The organism is Pseudomonas sp. Teo4 (assembly GCF_034387475.1).
Lineage (GTDB): Bacteria > Pseudomonadota > Gammaproteobacteria > Pseudomonadales > Pseudomonadaceae > Aquipseudomonas.
In genome coordinates, this window is record NZ_JAXCIL010000001.1 from 3,004,849 (window position 1) to 3,025,554 (window position 20,706).

Genomic DNA, 20,706 nt, shown 5'->3' on the forward strand with positions numbered 1-20,706 from the left:
AGTCGGCGGCGTCGAACAGCGCCAGGGCATCGACCCGTTCGGCGGGGTTGGCCAGCAAACCCTGCAGCAGGTTTTGCCAGTGACGGCCGAGGCGCTCTACCGTGGCGCGGCTGAACAGGTCGCTGGCGAACACCAGCGAAGCACCGATGCCGTCGGGGGTTTCGACGGTTTCCAGGGTCAGGTCGAACTGCGCGGTGTGCTGGCGGGCTTGGTAGTTGCTCACCTCAAGGCCCGGCAGGCGGGTCACCGAGGCTTCACCGACCTCCTGGCCACGGTGGTTGTGCATGACCTGGAACAACGGGCTGTGGCTCATGCTGCGCTGAGGCTGCAGCAACTCGACCAATTGCTCGAACGGCAGGTCCTGATATTCCCGGGCCTGCAAGGTGGCCTCGCGCACTTGTGCGAGCAACGCAGTAAAGGGTTTGCTGCCATCGACCACGGCGCGCAGTACCTGGGTGTTGACGAAGAAGCCGATCAGGCCCTCGACCTCGGGACGATTGCGTCCGGCCACCGGCACACCCACGCGCACATCTTCCTGGCCGCTGTAGCGGTACAGCAAGGCCTGGAAGGCGGCCAGCAGCAAGGTATAGAGCGTCACGTCCTCGCGCCGGGCCAGGTCCTTGAGACCACGGGTCAGTGCTGGTGAAAGCTGGAAGTCCACCCGGTCGCCGCGATAGCTCATGGCCTGCGGCCGTGGGAAGTCGATGGGCAATTCAAGCACTGGCTGGTGGCCACCCAGTTGTTGCTTCCAGTACGCCTGCTGGCGCTCGCGCTCGCCGGCATCCATCCAGCTGCGCTGCCACAGGGCGTAATCGGCGTACTGCACTGGCAATGCCGCCAGCGCCGCCGTGGCGCCCGAGACACGGGCGCTGTACAGCTTGATCAGCTCGTCGATCATGATGCGCATCGACCAGCCATCGGAAACGATATGGTGCTGCACCAGCGACAACACGTGTTGCTGGTCATCCAGGCGCAGCAGCTTGACCCGCAGCAGCGGCCCTTCACGCAAGTCGAAAGGCTGTTGCCCATGGGCCTCGATCAGCTCGGCCAGGCGTGCCGGGTCGGCCACCGCCTGGTGCTCGACCCGGATCCGGCCTTGGCCATCGACCAGCTGCACCGCCTGGCCATCGACTTCGGCAAAGCGGGTGCGCAGCGACTCGTGCCGGGCGACCAACTCGTCGAAGGCCGCCTGCAGGGCATCGCTGTCCAGCGAGCCGTGCAGGCGCAGTACCGACGACATGTTGTAGGCACTACCGGCAGGGTCCAGTTGCCAGAGAAACCACAGACGTTCCTGCGCATAGGACAAAAGCAGCGGCTGGGAGGCATCACGCTTGAATATCGGCGCCAGGCCGAACAGATTGATCCCTTTCTTCCCAAGCATCACGGCGAGGGCTTTCCTTTCGGTCAAGGACAGCCCTTCCACCGACTCGATCAACTTTTGCACGCGCAACCCCCAAACTAGGAAATCAGACTTTCAAGCTCTTGTGCTGATAGACGTTTGAGGGCCTCCAAGGATTTAGCCAACTCGTCTTCAACGGGCTGGACGTCTGTTTGCAACTGCTGCACCTGCTCGGCGAACTGCTCCAGGCTGGCGGTCTGGAGCAGGGCTTTCAGCGGTACGTCGACCCCCAGCTGCTGGCGAATCTGCATCATCATCTGGGTCGCCAGCAGCGAGTGGCCGCCGAGGTCGAAGAAGTTGTCGTGCAGGCCGACCTGTTCGAGCTTGAGCAGGGTTTGCCAGACCTGCGCCAACTGCTCTTGCAGCGGGGTCTGCGGTGCCACATAGGCCTGCTGACGCTGGCTGCTGTCGGGCGTCGGCAAGGCCTTGCGGTCGAGCTTGCCGTTGGGGCTCAGCGGCAGGCTGGCCAGCAGCACCATATGCGTGGGCACCATGTAGTCGGGCAGCAGCGTGCGCAGGCGGGCCTTGAGCTGTTCGACCAGCTGAGCCGAATCGGCCTGATGCGCCACCACGTAGGCGGCCAGTTGCATGTCGGCACCGGTACCGACCGCCAGCACCGCGGCTTCGCGCACCTCTTCCTGCTCCAGCAGGCGCGCTTCGATCTCGCCCTGTTCGATGCGCAGGCCGCGGATTTTCACCTGGTGGTCGATGCGCCCCATGTACTCGATCACCCCGTCGGCACGCTGGCGCGCCAGGTCGCCGGTGCGGTACAGGCGCTGGCCGGTGCCGAACGGGCTGGCGACGAAACGTTCGGCGGTCAGCCCTGGGCGGCGATGGTAGCCCCGCGCCAGGCCCTCGCCGCCCAGGTACAGCTCGCCCACCAGCCCGGCCGGCAGCGGCGACAGGTCGTCGGCCAGCACGTAGGTGCCCAGGTTGGCGATGGGCTGGCCGATCGGCACGCTGTCCAGGCCTTCGTCGCGGCAGGTCCAGTGGGTGACGTCGATGGCCGCCTCGGTCGGGCCATACAGGTTGTACAGCCCGGCATTCGGCAGCTTGGCGAACACCTGCTGCTGGGCATCCACCTGCAGCGCTTCGCCACTGCAGACGATGCGCGACAGGCTGGTGCAACGCGACACGCCTTCGTCCTGCAGGAACACCTGCAGCATCGACGGCACGAAGTGCAGCGTGGTGATGTTCTGCTGTTCGATAAGCCGCACCAACCGTGCCGGCTCGCGGTGATCGCCCGGTGCTGCAACCACCAGGCGGGCGCCGACCATCAGCGGCCAGAAGAACTCCCACACCGACACGTCAAAACTGAACGGGGTTTTCTGCAGCACGGCGTCCGTGGCGCTGAGGCCATAGGCCTGCTGCATCCAGCACAGGCGGTTGGTCAGGGCCTTGTGGCGGTTGCCGGCGCCTTTCGGTTTGCCAGTGGAACCCGAGGTGTAGATCACATAGGCCAGGTTTTCCGGCTGCGGTTGTACGCCCGTGGCCTCGGTGGAGCATGCAAGGTGCCCCTGCTCGTCCACATTCAAGGCTCGAACCGAACCGGGCACCGGCAGCTGGTCGCGCAGATGCGACTGGGTCAACAGCAGTGCTATACCGCTGTCTTCGAACATGTAGGCCAAGCGTTCGCGCGGGTATTCAGGATCCAGCGGCACGTAGGCGCCCCCTGCCTTGAGCACTGCCAACAGGCTCACCACCATCTCGAGACTGCGCTCGACGCAAATGCCCACCAGCACGTCGGGGCCGACACCCTGCCCGATCAACTGATGCGCCAACTGGTTGGCCTGCCCATTCAGTTCGCGGTAGCTCAGCTGCCGTTCGCCGAACACCAGCGCCACGGCATCCGGGGTCTTCTGCGCCTGGGCCTCGATCAGGGTGTGCACGCAAGTGTCCGACGGGTAATCGACGAAGGTGTCGTTGTAGCCGTGAACCAACTGCTGCAACTCGACGGCATCGCACAATGGCAGGGCTTGCACCCGCTCGACGGGGTTGGCCACGACCCCTTGCAGCAGGTTCTGCCAGTGACGCAGCAGGCGCTCTGCGCTGGCGCGGTCGAACAGGTCGGTTGCGTAGGTCAGGCTCGCCACCAGGCCCGTGGCGCTTTCGACGGTGTCCAGGCTCAGGTCGAACTGCGCTGAGCGCTCGTCGCGCTGCACCGGCTGCACATCCAGACCCGGCACGGCCATACCCTGGCCTGCACCTGCGACCTGGTGGTTGAACATCACCTGGAACAACGGGCTGTGGCTCATGCTGCGCTCAGGGTGCAGCGCCTGAACCAACTGTTCGAACGGCAAGTCCTGGTGCGCCTGGGCCTGCTGCGCCGACTCGCGCACCTGCGCCAGCAGGGCTTCGAACGGTTGCAGGCCGTCGATGCGCGCCTTCATCACCTGGGTGTTGACGAAGAAGCCGATCAGCCGCTCGGTCTCCATGCGGTTGCGGTTGGCCACCGGCACGCCAACATGGATATCGGCCTGCCCGCTGTAGCGATGCAGCAGCGCCTGGAACGACGCCAGCAACAGCATGAACAGGCTGACATCCTGGCGCTGGGCCAACGCTTTCAGCGCCTCCAGCAGCGCCGGATCAAGGTTCAGGTCAAGTACCGCGCCCCGCTGGCTGGCCTGGGTCGGGCGTGGCCGGTCGGTGGGCAGGGTCAGCACTTCAGGCGCCTCACCCAACTGGCCTTTCCAGTAGGCCAGCTGGCGATCCCCCTCCCCCGACTCCAGCCACTGGCGCTGCCAGGCGGCATAGTCGGCGTACTGGATCGGCGCCTCGGCAAGGTGCGCGACCTGGCCTTGCAGGCGGCTGGCGTAGCAGGCCAGCCATTGCTCGATCAGCACGTTGATCGACCAGCCGTCGGCGATGCTATGGTGCAAGGTCAGCACCAGCACATGGTCATCGGGCGTCACGCGCAGCAGATTGACCCGGGCCAGCGGGCCCTGCATCAGGTCGAATGGCTGGGCTGTGCAGCGCTCGGCGTACGCCTTGATGGCCGGCTCGGCTTCATCGTTCGCGCTCAGTTCATCAACCACCAGCGCCAGGCGCAGCGCATCATCGAGCAGCTGGCAGACCTGCCCCTGATGCTCGACGAAGCGTGTGCGCAAGCTGCCTTGATGAGCCACCAGGTCATCCAGGCCGGCCTGCAGCGCCGCCATGTCGAGGGCCCCTTTCAAACGCAGCACGGCAGGAATGTTGTAGGCGCTGCTCGTCGGCTCCAGCTGCCAAAGGAAATGCTGGCGCTGCTGGGCGTAGGACAGCGGCTGCGGCCCCTGCTCCAGGGCTGGCACGATGGGCAGGCGGGCAACGCTGACACCGGCCTGGGCCAGCTTGGCAAACAGCTGCCGACGGCGTTCGCCATCCAGGTTACGCAGACGCGCCACCAGTTCCTGTGTACGGTCCTGCTTGTGCTCAGGCATTGCTTTCCTCCAGTTCGTCGAGCGCGCCGAAGATCAGGTCCAGCTCATCGGCCGCCTGACCGGCATCACCTTGCAGATGTGCCGCCAGCTGTCCGAGCTGGCGTAGTTCGTAGAATTCCTTGACCGGCAGCTCGACCCCGAACGCGCCGCGAATGCGCGACAGCAGCATCACTGCTTGCAGCGAATGGCCACCCAGGGCGAAGAAGTCGTCATCCAGGCCAACCCGCTCAAGGCCCAGTACGTCCTGCCAGATGTCCGCCAGCTGGCGCTCCAGCTCGCTTTGCGGGGCGCGGAACTGCGCGCTCGCCGCTGCTGCGCTGATGGCCGGCAAGGCCTTGCGGTCGAGCTTGCCGTTGGGACTCAGTGGCAGGCTGTCGAGCAGCACAATGTGAGTGGGCACCATGTAATCGGGTAGCAGCGTGCTCAGGCGGGCCTTGAGTGCCTGGCCCAGTGGCGCGGCATCGTGTTGATGAGGCACCACATAGGCGGCCAACTGCATGTCGGCACCGCTGCCAACCGCCAGCACTGCCGCTTCGCGCACCTCTTCCTGCTCCAGCAGGCGCGCTTCGATCTCGCCCAGTTCGATGCGCAGGCCGCGGATTTTCACCTGGTGGTCGATGCGCCCCATGTACTCGATCACCCCGTCGGCACGCTGGCGCGCCAGGTCGCCGGTGCGGTACAGGCGCTGGCCGGTGCCGAACGGGCTGGCAACGAAGCGCTCGGCGGTCAGCCCCGGACGGCGGTGGTAGCCCCGCGCCAGGCCCTCGCCGCCCAGGTACAACTCGCCCACCAGCCCGGCCGGCAGCGGCGACAGGTCGTCGGCCAGCACGTAAGTGCTCAGGTTGGCAATCGGCTGGCCAATCGGCACGCTGTCCAGGCCTTCGTCGCGGCAGGTCCAATGAGTGACGTCGATGGCCGCCTCGGTCGGTCCATACAGGTTGTAAAGCCCGGCCTTCGGCAGCTTGGCGAACACCTGCTGCTGGGCATCCACCTGCAGCGCTTCGCCACTGCAGACGATGCGCGACAGGCTGGTGCAGCGCGACACGCCTTCGTCCTGCAGGAACACCTGCAGCATCGACGGCACGAAGTGCAGCGTGGTGATGTTCTGCTGTTCGATCAGCCGCACCAGCCGCGCCGGCTCGCGGTGATCGCCCGGTGCTGCGACCACCAGGCGGGCGCCGACCATCAGCGGCCAGAAGAACTCCCACACCGACACGTCGAAGCTGAACGGGGTTTTCTGCAGCACTGCATCGGTGGCGTTGAGGCCATAGGCCTGCTGCATCCAGCACAGGCGGTTGGTCAGCGCCTTGTGACGGTTGCCGGCACCTTTCGGTTTGCCGGTGGAACCGGAGGTGTAGATCACGTAGGCCAGGTTTTCCGGCTGCGGCTGCACCTGCGGCGCGGTCAGCGGGTAGCCCAGGTGCCCCTGCTGGTCGAGGCACAAAGTGCGCAGGCCCGCAGGCAACGGCAGCTGAGGCAGCACGTCGGTCTGGGTCAGCAGCAGCGCGATGGCACTGTCTTCGAACATGTAGGCCAGGCGCTCGCGTGGGTACTCGGGGTCCAGCGGCACGTAGGCGGCGCCGGCCTTGAGCACCGCCAGCAGGCCCAACACCATCTCGATACTGCGCTGGGCGGCGATGCCCACCAGCACGTCCGGGCCGGCGCCCTGCTCGATCAATTGATGAGCCAGCTGGTTGGCCTGCTGGTCCAGTTCGCGGTAACTCAACTGGCGGTCGCCGAACACCAGCGCCACGGCATCCGGGGTCTTCTGCGCCTGGGCCGCGATCAGGGTGTGCACGCAGGTGTCCGACGGGTAATCGACGAAGGTGTCGTTCCACTGCTCGACTACCTGCGCTTGCTCGGGCGCGGCCAGCATGTCCAACTCGCCCAGGGCACGCTTCGGGTCCTGCGCCAGCGCACTGAGCAGCTGGGCCATGTGGCCGTTGATGCGGCGAATGCGCTCGGCACTGAAGTGCGCCAGGTCGAAGCTGTAATGCAGCGCCAGGCGATCACCCAAGGTGACGCCCAGGGTCAGCGGGTAACTGGTCAGGTCGCTGTGCTTGGCCGGGCCAAAACGCAGGCCTTCCGGCGCGCCACGCTCCAGTGCCTCGGAGACCGGGAAGTTCTCGAACACCAGAATGTTGTCGAACAGCGCCTCGCCGCTGTGGCCGACCCAGCCTTGCACTTCGAACAGCGCGCTGTGTTCGTGCTCACGCATGGCCAGGCTCAGGTCCTGCAAGCTGTGCAGCCATTGCGCCACGGTCTGTTGCGGGCGCGGGCTGGCGGCCAGCGGCAGGGTGTTGATGAACAGCCCCAACTGGCTTTCCACGCCGGGCAGATCGGCCGGGCGACCGGCCACGGTGGTGCCGACGGTGACGCAGTCCTGGCCGGTGTAACGCTGCAACAGCAGCAACCAGGCCGCTTGAACCAGGGTGTTGAGGGTGACCTTCTGCTGCCGGGCGAAAGCGTTCAGGCGCTGGGTGGCGGCCGCGTCGAAATCATGGTGGAACAGCTCGTGGCCGCTGCCACTGGCGGGCTCGGTGCCTGTCTTGGTCAACAAGGTCGGCGCCTCAAAGGCCGCAAGGCGCTCTTTCCAGAAGCGCTCGCTGCCTTGGGCCTCGCGCTGTTGCAGCCACTCAATGTAGTCGCGATAACGCCCCAGCGGGCGCTCCGGCGCCTGGCCGTGGTAGCGCTGCATCACCTCGCCCAGCAACTGCGAGCTGCTCCAACCATCCATGAGGATGTGGTGGTTGGTGAACATCAGGTGATGGCTATGTTCTGCGGTGCGCACCAGGGTCAGGCGCAGCAGGCCTGGGCGGGACAGCTCGAAACCACGGGCGCGGTCCTGCTCGGCCAGCGCTTGCAGGGCCATGGCCAGGTCGGCGCGGCCACGCCAGTCATGGCAGGTGAAATCCAACGGCAAGTGGCGGTGAATGATCTGCAACTGCTGGCCACCGCCCTGCCAGGCGAAGGCGCTGCGCAGGATGTCGTGGCTGTCCATCGCCGCCTGCCAGGCGGCGCGGAAACGCTCGACGTCCAGGCCGTCGACATCCACGCACAGCTGGTTGATGTACTCGCCGCTGCCCTGCTCCAGCAGACTGTGGAACAGCATGCCTTGCTGCATGGGCGACAGCGGGTAGATGTCTTCGATCTGGTTGGCGGGCACATCCAGCGCATCCAGCTGCGACTGCTCGATGCCCGCCAGCGGGAAGTCGGACGGCGTCACACCCATCACCCCAGGCTGGCAGCAATGGGCGACCACGGCGCGCAGCTGCTCGTCGAAGCAGGCGGCCAGGCGGTCGATGGTGGCGGTGTCGAACTGGTCGCGGCTGAAGGTCCAGCGCATTTCCAGCTCGCCGTCGTAGACCTGGCCCTCCACTTCCAGCCAGTTGCCCAGCGGCGCGTCTTCGCTCAATTCGGCACCCGCGCCTTCGCGGGCCGGCACCAGCAGCGCATCGTCGTCGAAGCTGGCGTCGAACTGGCCAAGGTAGTTGAAGGTCACGCGCGGCTGCGCCAAGGCTGCCAGGGCATCGCGCAGCGGCTGCGAGCCAAGGTGGCGCAGCACGCCGAAGCCCAGGCCCTTGGCCGGCACAGCGCGCAGCTGCTCCTTGATGCCCTTGAGGCTGGTGGCCAGGTCGTCATGGGCGGTGAGGCGCACTGGGAACAGGCTGGTGAACCAGCCGACACTGCGGCTCAGGTCGATGTCGGCGAACAGGTCTTCGCGGCCATGGCCTTCAAGCTGGACCAGTGCGTCGGCATGGCCAGTCCAGCCACCCAGAGTGCGGGCCAGGGCGGTAAGCAGCAGGTCGTTGACCTGGGTGCGGTAGGCGGCGGGTGCCTGCTGCAGCAACTGGCGGGTGGTGTCGCGATCAAGGCGGCCGCGCACTACTTGGCGGTGGCGGCTTTGCAGGCTGCCTTGCGGGCGATCGCACGGCAAGTCGACTGGAGCGTCACGCAGTACGCCGGCCCAGTAGCCCAGTTCGTCTTGCAAGGCCGGGGTTTCTGCCAATGTACGCAAGCGCTCGGCCCAGGCCTGGGTCGAACTGGTCTTGGCCGGCAGCCGCACCGCTTGGCCCTGAAGCAATTGGCTGTAAGCCTGCTGCAGGTCTTCCAACAGGATACGCCACGACACCCCGTCCACCACCAGGTGGTGAATGGCCAGCAACAGGCGCTGGCTGCCATCGTCCAAGGTCGCCAGCACCGCACGCAGCAACGGCCCCTGGGCAAGGTTCAGGCTGGCTTGCGCCTGAGTGTTCACGTCGCTCAGCTGCTCAAGGGTCACGCCATCGCGCAGCCACAACAAGTCGCCATCGCCCAAGCCCGGCTCGGCAATCTGCGCTTGCCAGCACCCGGCTTGCTCGACGAAGCGCGAACGCAGTACATCGTGATGGTTGACGATCAAGGCCAGCGCCTGGCGCAAGGCTTCAGGCTGCAACGCCTGCTTGGGCTGCAGCAGCAACGCCTGGTTCCAGTGATGGCGCGCCGGGATCGGCTGGGCAAAGAAGTCGCACTGAATCGGCAGCAACCCCAGCGGCCCTTTCACCGGCCCCTGGTCGATCACCACGCTTGCATCGCCCTGGCGAGCGACGCTGGCCAGCCCCTGCACGGTCTGGTGCTGGAACAGGTCCTTGGGGCTGAACAGCAGCCCGGCCTGACGGGCGCGGCTGACCACCTGGATCGACATGATCGAATCGCCGCCCAACTCGAAGAAGTTGTCGGTGACGCCCACCTGTTCGCGCTTGAGCACATCCTGCCAGATGGCCGCAATCTGCTGTTCCAGCGCGGTGCGCGGCGCCACATGGCTGTGCTGCAACTGGCTAGCGTCGGGGCGTGGCAGGGCCTTGCGGTCGAGCTTGCCGTTGGGGCTGAGGGGGAACTGGGCCAGCAGCAGCAACTGCGCGGGCACCATGTAGTCGGGCAGGTGCTCTTGCAAACCGCTGCGGATGGCCTCGCGCAGGGCAGCTTGGGTTGCAGGGTCTGCGTCGACCAAGCCGTGTTCGGCCGGCACCACATAGCCGACCAGTTGCAGGCCATTGGCGCCCGGCAGCGCCAGCACCAGGGCATCGGCGACTTCTTCACGCTCCAGCAGGCGGGCTTCGATCTCGCCCAGCTCGATGCGGAAACCTCGGATCTTCACCTGGTGGTCGATGCGGCCGGCGTATTCGATCACCCCTTCGGCATTGAAGCGGGCCAGGTCGCCGGTGCGGTACAGGCGCGCGCCAACGCCGCTGTAAGGGTCGGGAATGAATCGTTCGGCGCTCAGCCCCGGGCGCTGGAAGTAACCCCGCGCCAACAGCTCGCCGCCGATCACCAGCTCGCCGACCACGCCCACCGGCGCCGGCTGGCCGTTGTCATCCAGCACCAGAATGTTGCGCCCCGGCAGCACGGTACCGATCGGCAAGGTCAGTGGAATCGGGCGCTTGCCGTGCACATACTCGTCGCAATCCAGGGTGGTAGCGGTGACGGTCGCTTCGGTCGGGCCATAGGTGTTGAGCAGGCGCACATGACCCAAACCGGCCTGACGCCAGGCCAGCAGGCCTTCCGGCGGCATCGCTTCGCCGCCGCCATGCACCTGGCGCAGCACGCCATAGTCACGCGGGCCGACCGCGGCAAACTCCTTGGCCAGCATGTGCCAGTAAGCGGTGGTCAGGTCCATCACGCTGATGCGTTGCTCGATCAGCTGGCGGTAGAGCGTTTCGCTGTCCCAGATCTCGCTGCCGCGGATCACCACCGAGGCACCGCAGATCAGGGCCGGGTAAAGCTGCTCGACGAAACCGTCGAAGTTGAAGGTGGCGAACTGCAGGACCCGGTCGGCGGCGCTCAGATTGAAGAAGCCCAGCGACACGTGGGCGTGGCGCACCAGCGCGCGGTGGCTGATGCCCACGCCCTTGGGCCGACCGGTGGAGCCAGAGGTGAACATGACGTAGGCCAGGTTGTCGGCCAGGGCCTGGTTGGGCAGGTCGCTGGCATCGGTGTGCGCCCAGGCTTCGTCGTGGTCCAGGCACAGGGTCTGCACGCCCACGGGCAGCGGCAGGCGTTGCAGCAGGCTGGCCTGGGTGAGGATCAGGCGGCTGCCGCTGTCCTCGATCATGCATTGCAGGCGGTCGGCCGGGTATTGAGGGTCGAGCGGTACATAGCCGCCGCCAGCCTTGAGCACCGCCAGCAGGCCGACCACCATGTCCAGGCCACGCTCAAGGGCGATGCCCACCAGCACTTCGCGACCCACGCCACGCTCGACCAGGGTCCGGGCCAGGCGGTTTACCCGTGCATTGAGCTGGCCGTAAGTCAGTTGCTGGCCGTCGAAAATCAGCACGACCGCTTCCGGCGCACGCGCCGCCTGGGCCTGGAACAGCTCATGCACAGTCAGTTCGTTGGGGTAGCGGGCTTCATTGCGGCCCCAGCCCTCGACCACCTGGCTGTATTGCTGCTCGTCCAGCAAGGCGATTTCGCCAATGCGTTGGCCTGGGTTGGCAACCATTGCTTGCAACACCCGCAGCCAGTGGCCTGCAAGGCGCTCGATGGTCGGCGCCTCAAACAGGTCGCAGGCATAGGTGAAGGCGGCATTCAGGCGACCGCCTTGCTCGTAGGTATCGAGGCTGAGGTCGAACTGGGTGGTGCGGCTTTCCCATTCGATGACGCCCAGCTCCAGGCCTTGGCCCACGTTCAGGCGGGTGACATCGGCGACTTCCGGCTGGTGGTTGTACATCACCTGGAACAACGGGTTGTAGCTCAGGCTGCGCTCGAGCTTGAGGGCGTCCACCAGGCATTCGAACGGCAGGTCTTGGTGGTCCTGGGCGCCCATGGAAGCGGCCTTGATCTCGGCCAGCAGCTCGGCTACCGAGGTCATGCCGTCGAGGCGCGAACGCAGCACCTGGGTGTTGACGAAGAAGCCGATCAGGCCCTCGATTTCGTTGCGATTGCGGTTGGCGATGGGCACGCCGATGCGCAGGTCGCCCTGGCCGCTGTAGCGGTGCAGGACAATGTTGAACGCGCCCAACAGCAGCATGAACAGGGTCACGCCCTGTTGCCGTGCCAATGCACGCACCTGCTCGACCAGCTGCGCATCGAGGGTCAGTTCATGGCGGCGCCCCTGATAGGTCGGCTGCACCGGGCGCGGGTGGTCGGTGGGCAGTTCCAGCACCGGGTGCTCGTCACCCAGTTGCGTCATCCAGTAATCCAACTGACGCTGCTGCTCGCCCGCCTCCAGCCAGCGACGCTGCCACAGCGCGTAATCGCTGTACTGCACCGCCAGCGCCGCCAGCTGTGGCGAGTGGCCTTGGTCGTGGGCGTCGTAGAAACGGCAGAACTCATCGATCAGCACGCTCATCGACCAGCCATCGGAGACGATGTGGTGCAGGGTCAACAGCAACACGTGTTCCTGATCATCCAACCGCAGCAGGCGCACCCGCAGCAGCGGGCCTTGAGCCAGGTCGAACGGCTGCTGCGCCTGGGCTTCGGCCTCGGCTGCCACTTCGGCTTCGCGCTGCTCAGGCGACAATGCCTCCAGGTCGCGCCAGGCAATGGTCAGCGCCTGCTCGCACGGCACCTGGCACAGGCTGTCGTCCGGCATCTGGCGGAATACCGTGCGCAGGGTTTCGTGGCGTTCGACCAGGCTGGCGAACGCCTGCTCAAGGGCCTTACGGTTGAGCACGCCTTTCAGGCGTACCGCGGCCGGCAGGTTGTAGGCGCCGCTGTGCGGGTCCAGGTGCCAGAGAAACCACATCCGCTGCTGGGCGTAGGACAAGGCTTGCCGGTCGTGGGCCTCTACATCGCGCGGGATGGGGAACTGGGAAAAGTCCACCCCTTCCTTGCGCAGCGCCGCCAGGAATACCTGGCGTTTTTCCACGGGCAGGCCGATGAACCGGCGAGCGAGTTTCAGGGCGTCTTCAGCATTCATTTCATGGCATCCGGAGCGTGGGTCGAATGACCCGATGACAGGTCGTCCCTATAGAACGAACCCAGGCCGGAAAAATTAGCGTTGGCCCGACAGCGCGGGCCGGGTAGCGGCTAAATTGCCCGGCGCAGCACTCGTCCAATCGGTGAACCCGATGCCAAAGGACCGACCATGTCCACCTCCTCCTCCCTCGCCAGCGCCATGCAGCGCGGCTTGCGCAAACTGGCCGGCGGCCTGGGGCAAAAGCCCAGCGCCTACCGGCTGTTCGACCTGCAACTGGTGCACAAGATTGAGCTGAGCCCTTCGCTGTGCCGACTGGTGTTCACTGGGCCCGACGTGAACAGCATGCAGTGCAGCGGCCCCGACCAGCGGGTCAAGCTGTTCTTCCCTGCTGCGGACGGCAGCCTGCCGGCGCTGCCCCATGACAGCCACTGGAACGACGCCCGAAAACAGCTGCCGGAAGCGGCCCGCCCGCCGATGCGCACCTACACCATCCGCGCCCTGCGTCGAGCCCAGGCGCAGGTGGATATCGACTTCGTCATGCACGGCGTCAACGGCCCCGCTTCAGCCTGGGCGACACACGCCCGCAGAGGTGATCGCCTGCAGATGCTGGCGCCCAACCTGGCTTACCCCAAGGACCCCGGTGGTTACGAATGGAATCCGCCTGCCGGGGTGGATCGCGTGCTATTGGTGGGCGACGAGACGGCCCTGCCCGCTATCGCTGGCATCCTCGAAACACTGGCCGCGAATAAACAGCCGCCGCAGGTCCAGGCGTTCGTCGAGGTACCGTTGCAGGCAGACTGCCTGGACCTGGAATGCCCCCGCGACACCCACCTGCACTGGCTGCCGCGTGATGTACTGGGCAGCGACCACGGCGCTGCCATGCTGCATGCCGTCGAGCATCTGGCCGAGCTGCCGCAGGCGCAGGCAACGGGCAAGGCCCGCCCGCTGGAAGAGATCGATATCGAGCAACGTCGGCCTTGGGAGTTGGCACAGGCCCGGCGCGGTGACTTCTATGCCTGGGTGGCCGGGGAGTCGGCGACGGTGATGCAAATTCGTCGGCACCTGGTCAACGACCGGCAATTGGACCGTGCCTGCCTGACGCTGATGGGCTACTGGCGGGCGGGGCGTTCGTTCGAGTAGTTGAAGGCCCATTGCTGGCAAGGCTCCACAGCGCTTGCTGAAGCCCGTGGGAGCTGGCGCCAGCCTGCGATCGAGTGCGAAGCGCTCGCAGCTGCCTCAGAGGGGCCGCTACGCGCCCCATCGCAGGCTTGCGCCAGCTCCCACCAAACAAAAGCTATCTCATTGATTGGGTGAGATATCTGTGGGAGCTGGCGCAGCCCTCGCATGATCGCGAACCAGGGCTGCTACGCAGCCCCAGGCCACTATCAGATAGCCGCAGCCAACGCCTCGGCAAACCGTTGAGCTACGTCGTCGATCTGTTCGGCGCTGATGATCAGCGGCGGCAGGAAGCGCACCACCGCGCCATGACGCCCACCCAACTCCAGAATCAGGCCACGCTTGAGGCACTCGCGCTGCACCTTCGGCGCCAGCTCGCGGTTCGCTGGTGGGTGGCCCAGCGCATCGACCTTGCCTTGCGGGTCGACCAGTTCCACACCCAGCATCAAGCCCCGGCCACGAATATCGCCCAGCTGCGGGTAGTCCCGCTGCAGACGCTGCAGATGACCGCGCAAGCGCTGCCCCATGGCCTCGGCATGCTCGGCGAGGCGGTGCTCGGTCAGGTAGTTGATCACCGCCGAACCCGCGGCCATGGCCATCTGGTTGCCACGGAAGGTGCCGGCGTGGGCGCCTGGTTTCCAGGTGTCGAGCCAGTCGCGGTACACCACCACCGCCAGCGGCAGGCTGCCGCCAATGGCCTTGGACAGCGTCACCACATCCGGAACGATGCCGGCGTGCTCGAAGGCGAACATCCGCCCGGTGCGGGCGAAACCGCTCTGGATTTCATCGACGATCAGCGCCACGCCGGCCTGCTCGGTGATGCGGCGTACGCCCTTGAGCCACTCGATATCGGCCGGAATCACCCCGCCCTCGCCTTGCACCACTTCCAGGATCACCGCAGCCGGCAGCGGCACACCGCTTTCCGGGTCGAGCAGCAGGTTTTCCAGGTAATGCAGGTTGGCCTTCACACCCGCCGCGCCACCCAGCCCGAATGGGCAACGGTAGTCGTACGGATACGGCATGAACTGCACGCCATTACCCAGCAGTGCGGCCAACGGCTGCTTCGGGCCGTGGCTACCCATCAGGCTCAGCGCGCCCTGGCTCATGCCATGGTAGGCGCCGTGGAACGCCAGCACCGTGCTGCGCCCGGTGGCGGTGCGCACCAGCTTCAGCGCCGCTTCCACCGCATCGGTGCCGGTCGGGCCACAGAACTGCACTTTCGCCTCGCGACGCAGCGCCTCGGGCAACACGCCGAACAGGTCCTGGACGAAACGGTCCTTGACCGGGGTGGTCAGGTCCAGGGTGTGCAGTGGCAGCTCGTCGGCCAGCACGCGCTGGATCGCTTCGATCACCACCGGGTGGTTGTGGCCCAGGGCCAAGGTGCCAGCACCGGCCAGGCAGTCGATGAACTGGCGGCCTTCGATGTCCTCGACATGGATGCCACGGGCGCGCTTGAGCGCCAGCGGCAGGCGTCGCGGGTAGCTGCGGGCGTTGGATTCCTGCTGTTGCTGGCGCTGCAGCAACGGGGAATCGGCGAACTCGTACAGGGGTTGCGGCGCGCTGGCCGGCAGGACCTGGGCAAGGCTGGAAGCGGTCGACATCGGTAAATCCTCGCAAGCAAGCGAATGTGCGGGTGGTCGTCGCTTGAAAAACGCTTGAGTGCGCAGAGGATTTAGCGGTTGTTGCGGGATTTTTCGGAAGCTGGCCCGGCCTATTCGCGGGTAAACCCGCTCCCACAGACTGAGCGCTGCCCTCAAGAACAGCCGAGTACCTGTGGGAGCGGGTTTACCCGCGAATAGGCCAGTTCAGGCAAAGAAGATCAATGGCCAGACCGCGCTGGCACCTGCAACAAAACCCGCAGCCCATCGCTGCGGCTGTCGAACCTGAGGCTACCGGCGCAACGCTGAACAATCGCCTGCACGATGGCCAACCCCAACCCGCAACCACCGCTCTTGCCATTGCGCCAGAAGCGCTCGGTCAGGTGCTCCAGATCCTGCTCGGCAATACCCGGCCCATGGTCGCGGACCATGAACCCCACCTGCCCGTCGGCCATCTGCACATCCAGCTCCACCGCCGCCTCGCCGCCATGGCGCAAAGCGTTGTCCAGCAGGTTGCGCAGTGCCGCCACGGCCAGTGGCGCGGGCATGCCCAGGTAGATTTGCGCGGCTTCATCCGGCAGGTGCAGGACGATACGCCGATTGTCACCGCCACCGGCATCCTGCACCGCCTGGCGGGCGACCTGCTCGGCACTGCACTGCACGCCATCCTCGAACGACAGGCTGCCCTCCACGCGGGCCAGCATCAGCAGTTGCTCCAGCGTACGGTGCATGCGGTCGGCGCCCTGCTCGGCATGCTCCAGCGCCTGCTCGCGCACCGCGCCGTCGGTCATCCGCGCGACCTGCAGGTGGGTCTTGATGGCGGTCAGCGGGCTGCGCAGCTCATGGGCAGCATCGTCGGTGAGGCGCCGCTCGCGCTCGATCGTCTGGGCGATGCGCAGGAACAGCTGGTTCTGGGTCTCCACCAGCGGCTGCAGTTCGCTGGGCATGCCCGCCACCTGCAACGGCTCGACGCTGTCGGCGCGGCGCCTGCGCAAGGCATCGCGCATGCGGTTGAGCGGCTCCAGGCCCTTGCCTAAACCAATCCACAGCAAACCCAGGCTACCGAGCAAGGCCATCAGCACCGGCGCCGAAGCCGCCAGCAGAATCGACTGGTTCAGCGCCTCTCGCTCCATGTGGCGGTCTGCCGTGGTAATGCGTACATCGCCGTGGTTGTAGGTGAAGGTGCGCCACGATGCACCGTCGATGGTCTGGTTGCGAAAACCACTGCGCTCGTCGTCCATGGCACCGTCGTGCTTGTGGTTGCTGGCCAAGATTTCGCCCCGCAACGAGCTGACCTGGCAAGCCATGCCGTCCGGCACGCTGAACTGGTCGGCCGAGAAATGCGCATCTTCGCCCTTGGCGGTCAGAGGCTGCGGCAACTGGTCGACCAGGCCAGCGACCATGCGCGCCGAGGCCACCAGGCGCTGGTCGAGGGAAAACATCATCTGCTGACGCAGGTCACGCAGCATCCAGGCGGCGGCCAAGGCCCAGATGATGATGAAGGCGCTGCCCAGGATCAGGCTCAGGCGCACGCGCAGGCTCATGGCGCGACCTCCTCCGGCGCCTGGGCCGGGCCAAGGCGGTAACCCAGGCCGCGCACGGTTTCGACTATACCGTTGCCGAGCTTGCGTCGCAGGTGATGGATGTGCACGTTCAGGGCGTTGCTTTCAACCTCGTCACTGAAGCCGTACACACAATCCTTGAGCTGCTCGCTGGACAACACCCGCCCGGGGTTCTGCAGCAGGGCCTGGAGCAAGGCCTGCTCACGCCGCGACAGGTCCACCGGTTTGCCGGCCAGGGTCGCTTCGCAACTGCTGGGGTCATAGTGCAGCGGGCCATGCTCGATGACGTTCACCGCCCGCCCGGCCACCCGCCGCAGCAAGGTATGCAGGCGCGCCGCCAGTTCGCGCAGGTCGAAGGGTTTGAGCAGGTAGTCGTCGGCGCCGGCCTGCAAGCCGTCGACCCGGTCGGTGACCGCATCGCGGGCGGTGAGTACCAGCACCGGCAGGTCCACACCCTGCTGGCGCAGGCGGCGCAGCAGCTTCAGGCCGTCTTCGTCAGGCAGTCCCAGGTCGAGGATCATCACATCGAACTGCGCAGCCTGGAGCATGGCCCGCGCGCCCGCCGCATTGGCCACCCGGTCCACGGTCAGGCCTTGGGCGGTAAGGCCGGCGCAGATGCCGCTGGCGATCAGGTCGTCGTCCTCGCAGAGAAGAACGTGCATGGTGGTGCTCCCGGACTGGTGTGGCTGGCATTGCACTATAGGGGGATTAAGAGGGGATTATGTACCCTGGGAAACGTGGCGGCGATAGCGGGTTGTCGAGGCGTTTGATCAGCATTGTTTACATTTCAAGTCAGAATATTTCCCTCTAAATAATTAAAACTATTTCAACCATCAATACGAAAGAGAAACTTCCTACAAGTAACTCGGAAATGTCTTCTGACGATCCATGATCTGATTTCTCCCTGCACACACTGTCAGGGAGACAGTTCATGTTCATATGGAACATCGTGCCCTCTTGGCATGAAATCGAGTCCCGTATTACCGATGAAATGGGTTATCAAGGAGGCGCCCATTTCCGCACTTACCTGAACGAGCAAGTTCCCTCACTCGCGCTCAACCTTAGGCGTGTCGACAGTGTTCGACAGGCATTCGACCAGGCCGAGTGGCAGGCAGCACACATGCTGCGCCAACGCTTTGCCGACCTCGATATAGCCAGCATCGTCGATGAGCTGCTGGTCGTCGTCCGGCAGATGGCGATGATCGTGGCCGGCAGCGCCCTCACCGGTGGTGCCATTGGCGCGGGTATCGGGGTCTTTGGCGCAGGGGCCGGCACAATACCGCTGGGGGCCGCAGGCGCGGCCATGGGCCTGAAGGTCAGTGGCTGGATCCTCGGGATGCTCGGGCTGGCATCGATTGCCGAGTTCTTCGTCGATGGCCTTCCACGTATTGGCGAGTACTACCTGCAAGGCATCCAGATCGCCTGGGAGGGGACACACGGCGATGAAGGGCTGAGCGCGTTCAGCCAGGACTCCCCGTATGCGATTTCCCAGGCGGCCCACTACATCGCCATCGGCCATGTGGAGGTGGTGGTACTGCTGCTGGGGGCGATCGTGGCCTACCTCACCCGCGGACGCGGGGATGCACGGGTGCTGGCCCAGGAAATGGCGGCCAGTAACAAGGGGGCAAGGCTGGGGCAATGGATGCTCAAGCATGAGGAGGGGTTGAAGACACGGCCGGATCTGCAAGTGCCGGAGCGGCGTAATGGGGGGCTGGGTGATCGTGATTCAGGGCAACCGAATCGCCCTGGCGGGAAAGACAAGGAGCCTTCGAAGGGAAGTCTCGGCACTATGGCGTTGCATAATGTCGAATGTTTCAAACCTGGAAAACTACCAGAATACAAAATAGGTGAGTTCAAACGACAGCTTAATGGTCAAGAGGACGGAATAAACTGGATGACCGTTGAGGAATTTTTAGAAAAAATCGAAAACCCAACCCAAAGAAATCAAGGGATTGCCAAAAAAGCCAGACAAAAGTATCAAGAGACTATCCAAGAGAGCATTGAAAAGGAACTACGGAAAAGCATGGATCCATTCGAAGCACAATCAACCGCAATTGAAAAAGCCAGAAATCGCATGTCATTCATAGCAGCCTTGCACAACCCGGACCTCATAGCAGGAGGCAGGGACATCATAGCAGACTTCGGGGACCGCCAGGTAAACTCAACTATCGGCCCCCAGTGGAGAACAAAAATTCCAGACTTAAAAAAAGCTGCCGAAAGTGTACCTGCTACCCTCAGAGGCTCAACCCGCATGAATGTAAGACTTCGAAAGTGCTAACACAAGGAAACAGAAATGGACAAGTATTTTGCAAGATTTCTTGAAAATTTCGGCCCTCCCATCGAGCGACGTGAAGTGCCTCCCTCCACTATCGAAAGATACAAAGGCAAGCTTCCTTCAAAACTTTTGGATTATTGGTCCGAGCACGGATGGGCGGGTTACGGCGACGGAATTTTTTGGACAGTAAACCCGCAAGAATATGAGCCCGTGGTTTCATCCTGGATAGAAGGCACTAAATTAAACACGCATGACACATACCATCTTATTGCGCGAAGCGCATTTGGAGACCTCTATTTATGGGGCGAGCGAACTGGATTTTCGTTGGAAATCACAAGTGTCAGCTCTCGTTTCGTTTTCTACAAAACCAGCTTTACCAAGGAACAATTAGATGCAGAGCTACAGGGATTCATTTTGTCGAGAAAAGTCGCATCCAATGATTTTAATGACTTATTCAAGCCTGCGCTAAAAAGTCTTGGCACACTGGCCCATGACGAAATGTACGGATTTTTCCCCGCCTTGATGTTGGGAGGCTCTGACTCTCTTAAGTTTTTGCAGAAAACCAAGGCCATTGAACACCTGATTTTTCTTTCACAACTGACGAACCTCATCCCTTATGAGTTTTCTGACGAAATACAGTAACCCCTAAAAACCCAAAGGAGCACTACTCATGGACGTAATCTTTTCCATTTTCCAAGAAACCTTCGACAACCCCATCGGGACACAACAAGTCCCACTGCCCATCATTGAAAACTACCAAGGAAAGCTTCCCAACCAATTAATTACATACTGGAAGGAGCACGGTTGGCGCGGCTACGGCTCAGGCCTTTTCTGGATGGTCAACCCGCAGGAATATGAAGAGGTGGTCGCCCACTGGCTGTCTGGTACCCACTTTGAAACCCGTGACACCTATCACCTCATCGCCCGCAGCGCCTTCGGCGATCTGTACCTGTGGGGTGAACACACAGGGTCGCTCCTGACCATTGCCGCCTACCACTCTCGCTACATCGACGGCGCATACAGTTCATCTGCGGAAGATATGGATGGGAAGATCCAGGCATTGCTTATGTGGGTAATGACCGAAAGCATCAACTTCAACGATCTGTTCAAGCCTGCAAGGGAGGCGCTGGGCGATCTCGCCAGTGACGAGATGTATGGCTTCGTTCCCGCGTTGATGCTCGGAGGGTCCGGCACTCTAAAACACCTCGAAAAACTCAAAGCCGTAGAACACTTGATCATCCTTTCGCAATTCACCGACCTTTTGCCCTATGAGTTTTCAGACGACGAGTAAACCGGTCATTGCCGAGCAACCGGGGCGGGATCGCAACAAAGGCAACCGCTACCCGCCTCGCAGTCAACCGCACAACCCCCGGTTAACCC

At 64.1% G+C, this 20,706-nt stretch carries 9 protein-coding genes and 1 pseudogene; 4 read left to right on the top strand and 6 right to left on the bottom strand.

Annotated features, from left to right (window positions below):
• Position 1: 1 nt before the first annotated feature.
• From PspTeo4_RS29915 to PspTeo4_RS13530, 3 genes and pseudogenes are all read right to left on the bottom strand, one after another.
• A pseudogene (locus PspTeo4_RS29915) lies at positions 2-1,381 on the bottom strand (condensation domain-containing protein); the annotation flags it as partial.
• A gap of 77 nt (positions 1,382-1,458) precedes the next feature.
• Entirely contained in the window at positions 1,459-4,782 is a 3,324-nt protein-coding gene (locus PspTeo4_RS13525; RefSeq protein WP_416196956.1) for an amino acid adenylation domain-containing protein, read from the bottom strand.
• 28 nt (positions 4,783-4,810) lie between these two features.
• Positions 4,811-12,715, bottom strand: a complete 7,905-nt coding sequence (locus PspTeo4_RS13530; RefSeq protein WP_322364291.1) for a non-ribosomal peptide synthetase — start codon at positions 12,713-12,715, stop codon at positions 4,811-4,813.
• A 168-nt stretch (positions 12,716-12,883) separates the two neighbouring features.
• On the opposite strand from PspTeo4_RS13530, the gene PspTeo4_RS13535 reads away from it, so the two are divergent.
• On the top strand, positions 12,884-13,855 hold the full coding sequence (locus tag PspTeo4_RS13535; protein ID WP_322364293.1) for a siderophore-interacting protein: 972 nt from the start codon (positions 12,884-12,886) through the stop codon (positions 13,853-13,855).
• A 245-nt stretch (positions 13,856-14,100) separates the two neighbouring features.
• Here the strand turns inward: PspTeo4_RS13535 and PspTeo4_RS13540 are convergent, their stop codons facing one another.
• The 3 genes from PspTeo4_RS13540 to PspTeo4_RS13550 form a co-directional block, all read right to left on the bottom strand.
• Entirely contained in the window at positions 14,101-15,492 is a 1,392-nt protein-coding gene (locus PspTeo4_RS13540) for an aspartate aminotransferase family protein (RefSeq protein ID WP_322364295.1), read from the bottom strand.
• A gap of 218 nt (positions 15,493-15,710) precedes the next feature.
• The gene (locus PspTeo4_RS13545) at positions 15,711-17,033 is read right to left on the bottom strand and encodes an ATP-binding protein (RefSeq protein ID WP_322364297.1); all 1,323 of its coding nucleotides are present in this window, start codon (positions 17,031-17,033) and stop codon (positions 15,711-15,713) included.
• The gene (locus tag PspTeo4_RS13550; RefSeq protein ID WP_322364299.1) at positions 17,030-17,713 is read right to left on the bottom strand and encodes a response regulator transcription factor; all 684 of its coding nucleotides are present in this window, start codon (positions 17,711-17,713) and stop codon (positions 17,030-17,032) included. Before PspTeo4_RS13550 ends, PspTeo4_RS13545 begins: the two co-directional genes overlap by 4 nt.
• A 269-nt stretch (positions 17,714-17,982) precedes the next feature.
• Between PspTeo4_RS13550 and PspTeo4_RS13555 the strand changes: the two genes are divergently transcribed.
• From PspTeo4_RS13555 to PspTeo4_RS13565, 3 genes are read left to right on the top strand one after another with little or no spacing between them, the layout of a single operon-like run.
• A complete protein-coding gene (locus tag PspTeo4_RS13555) occupies positions 17,983-19,329 on the top strand; it encodes a DUF6861 domain-containing protein (protein ID WP_322364301.1) in 1,347 nt (448 codons plus the stop codon).
• A 15-nt stretch (positions 19,330-19,344) separates the two neighbouring features.
• Positions 19,345-19,968 carry a GAD-like domain-containing protein gene (locus tag PspTeo4_RS13560; RefSeq protein ID WP_322364302.1) on the top strand — a complete coding sequence of 208 codons (624 nt, stop codon included), beginning with the start codon at positions 19,345-19,347 and terminating at the stop codon, positions 19,966-19,968.
• A 28-nt stretch (positions 19,969-19,996) separates the two neighbouring features.
• Positions 19,997-20,617, top strand: coding sequence for a GAD-like domain-containing protein (locus PspTeo4_RS13565; protein WP_322364303.1), 621 nt, complete (start codon positions 19,997-19,999; stop codon positions 20,615-20,617).
• The last annotated feature ends 89 nt before the right edge of the window (positions 20,618-20,706 follow it).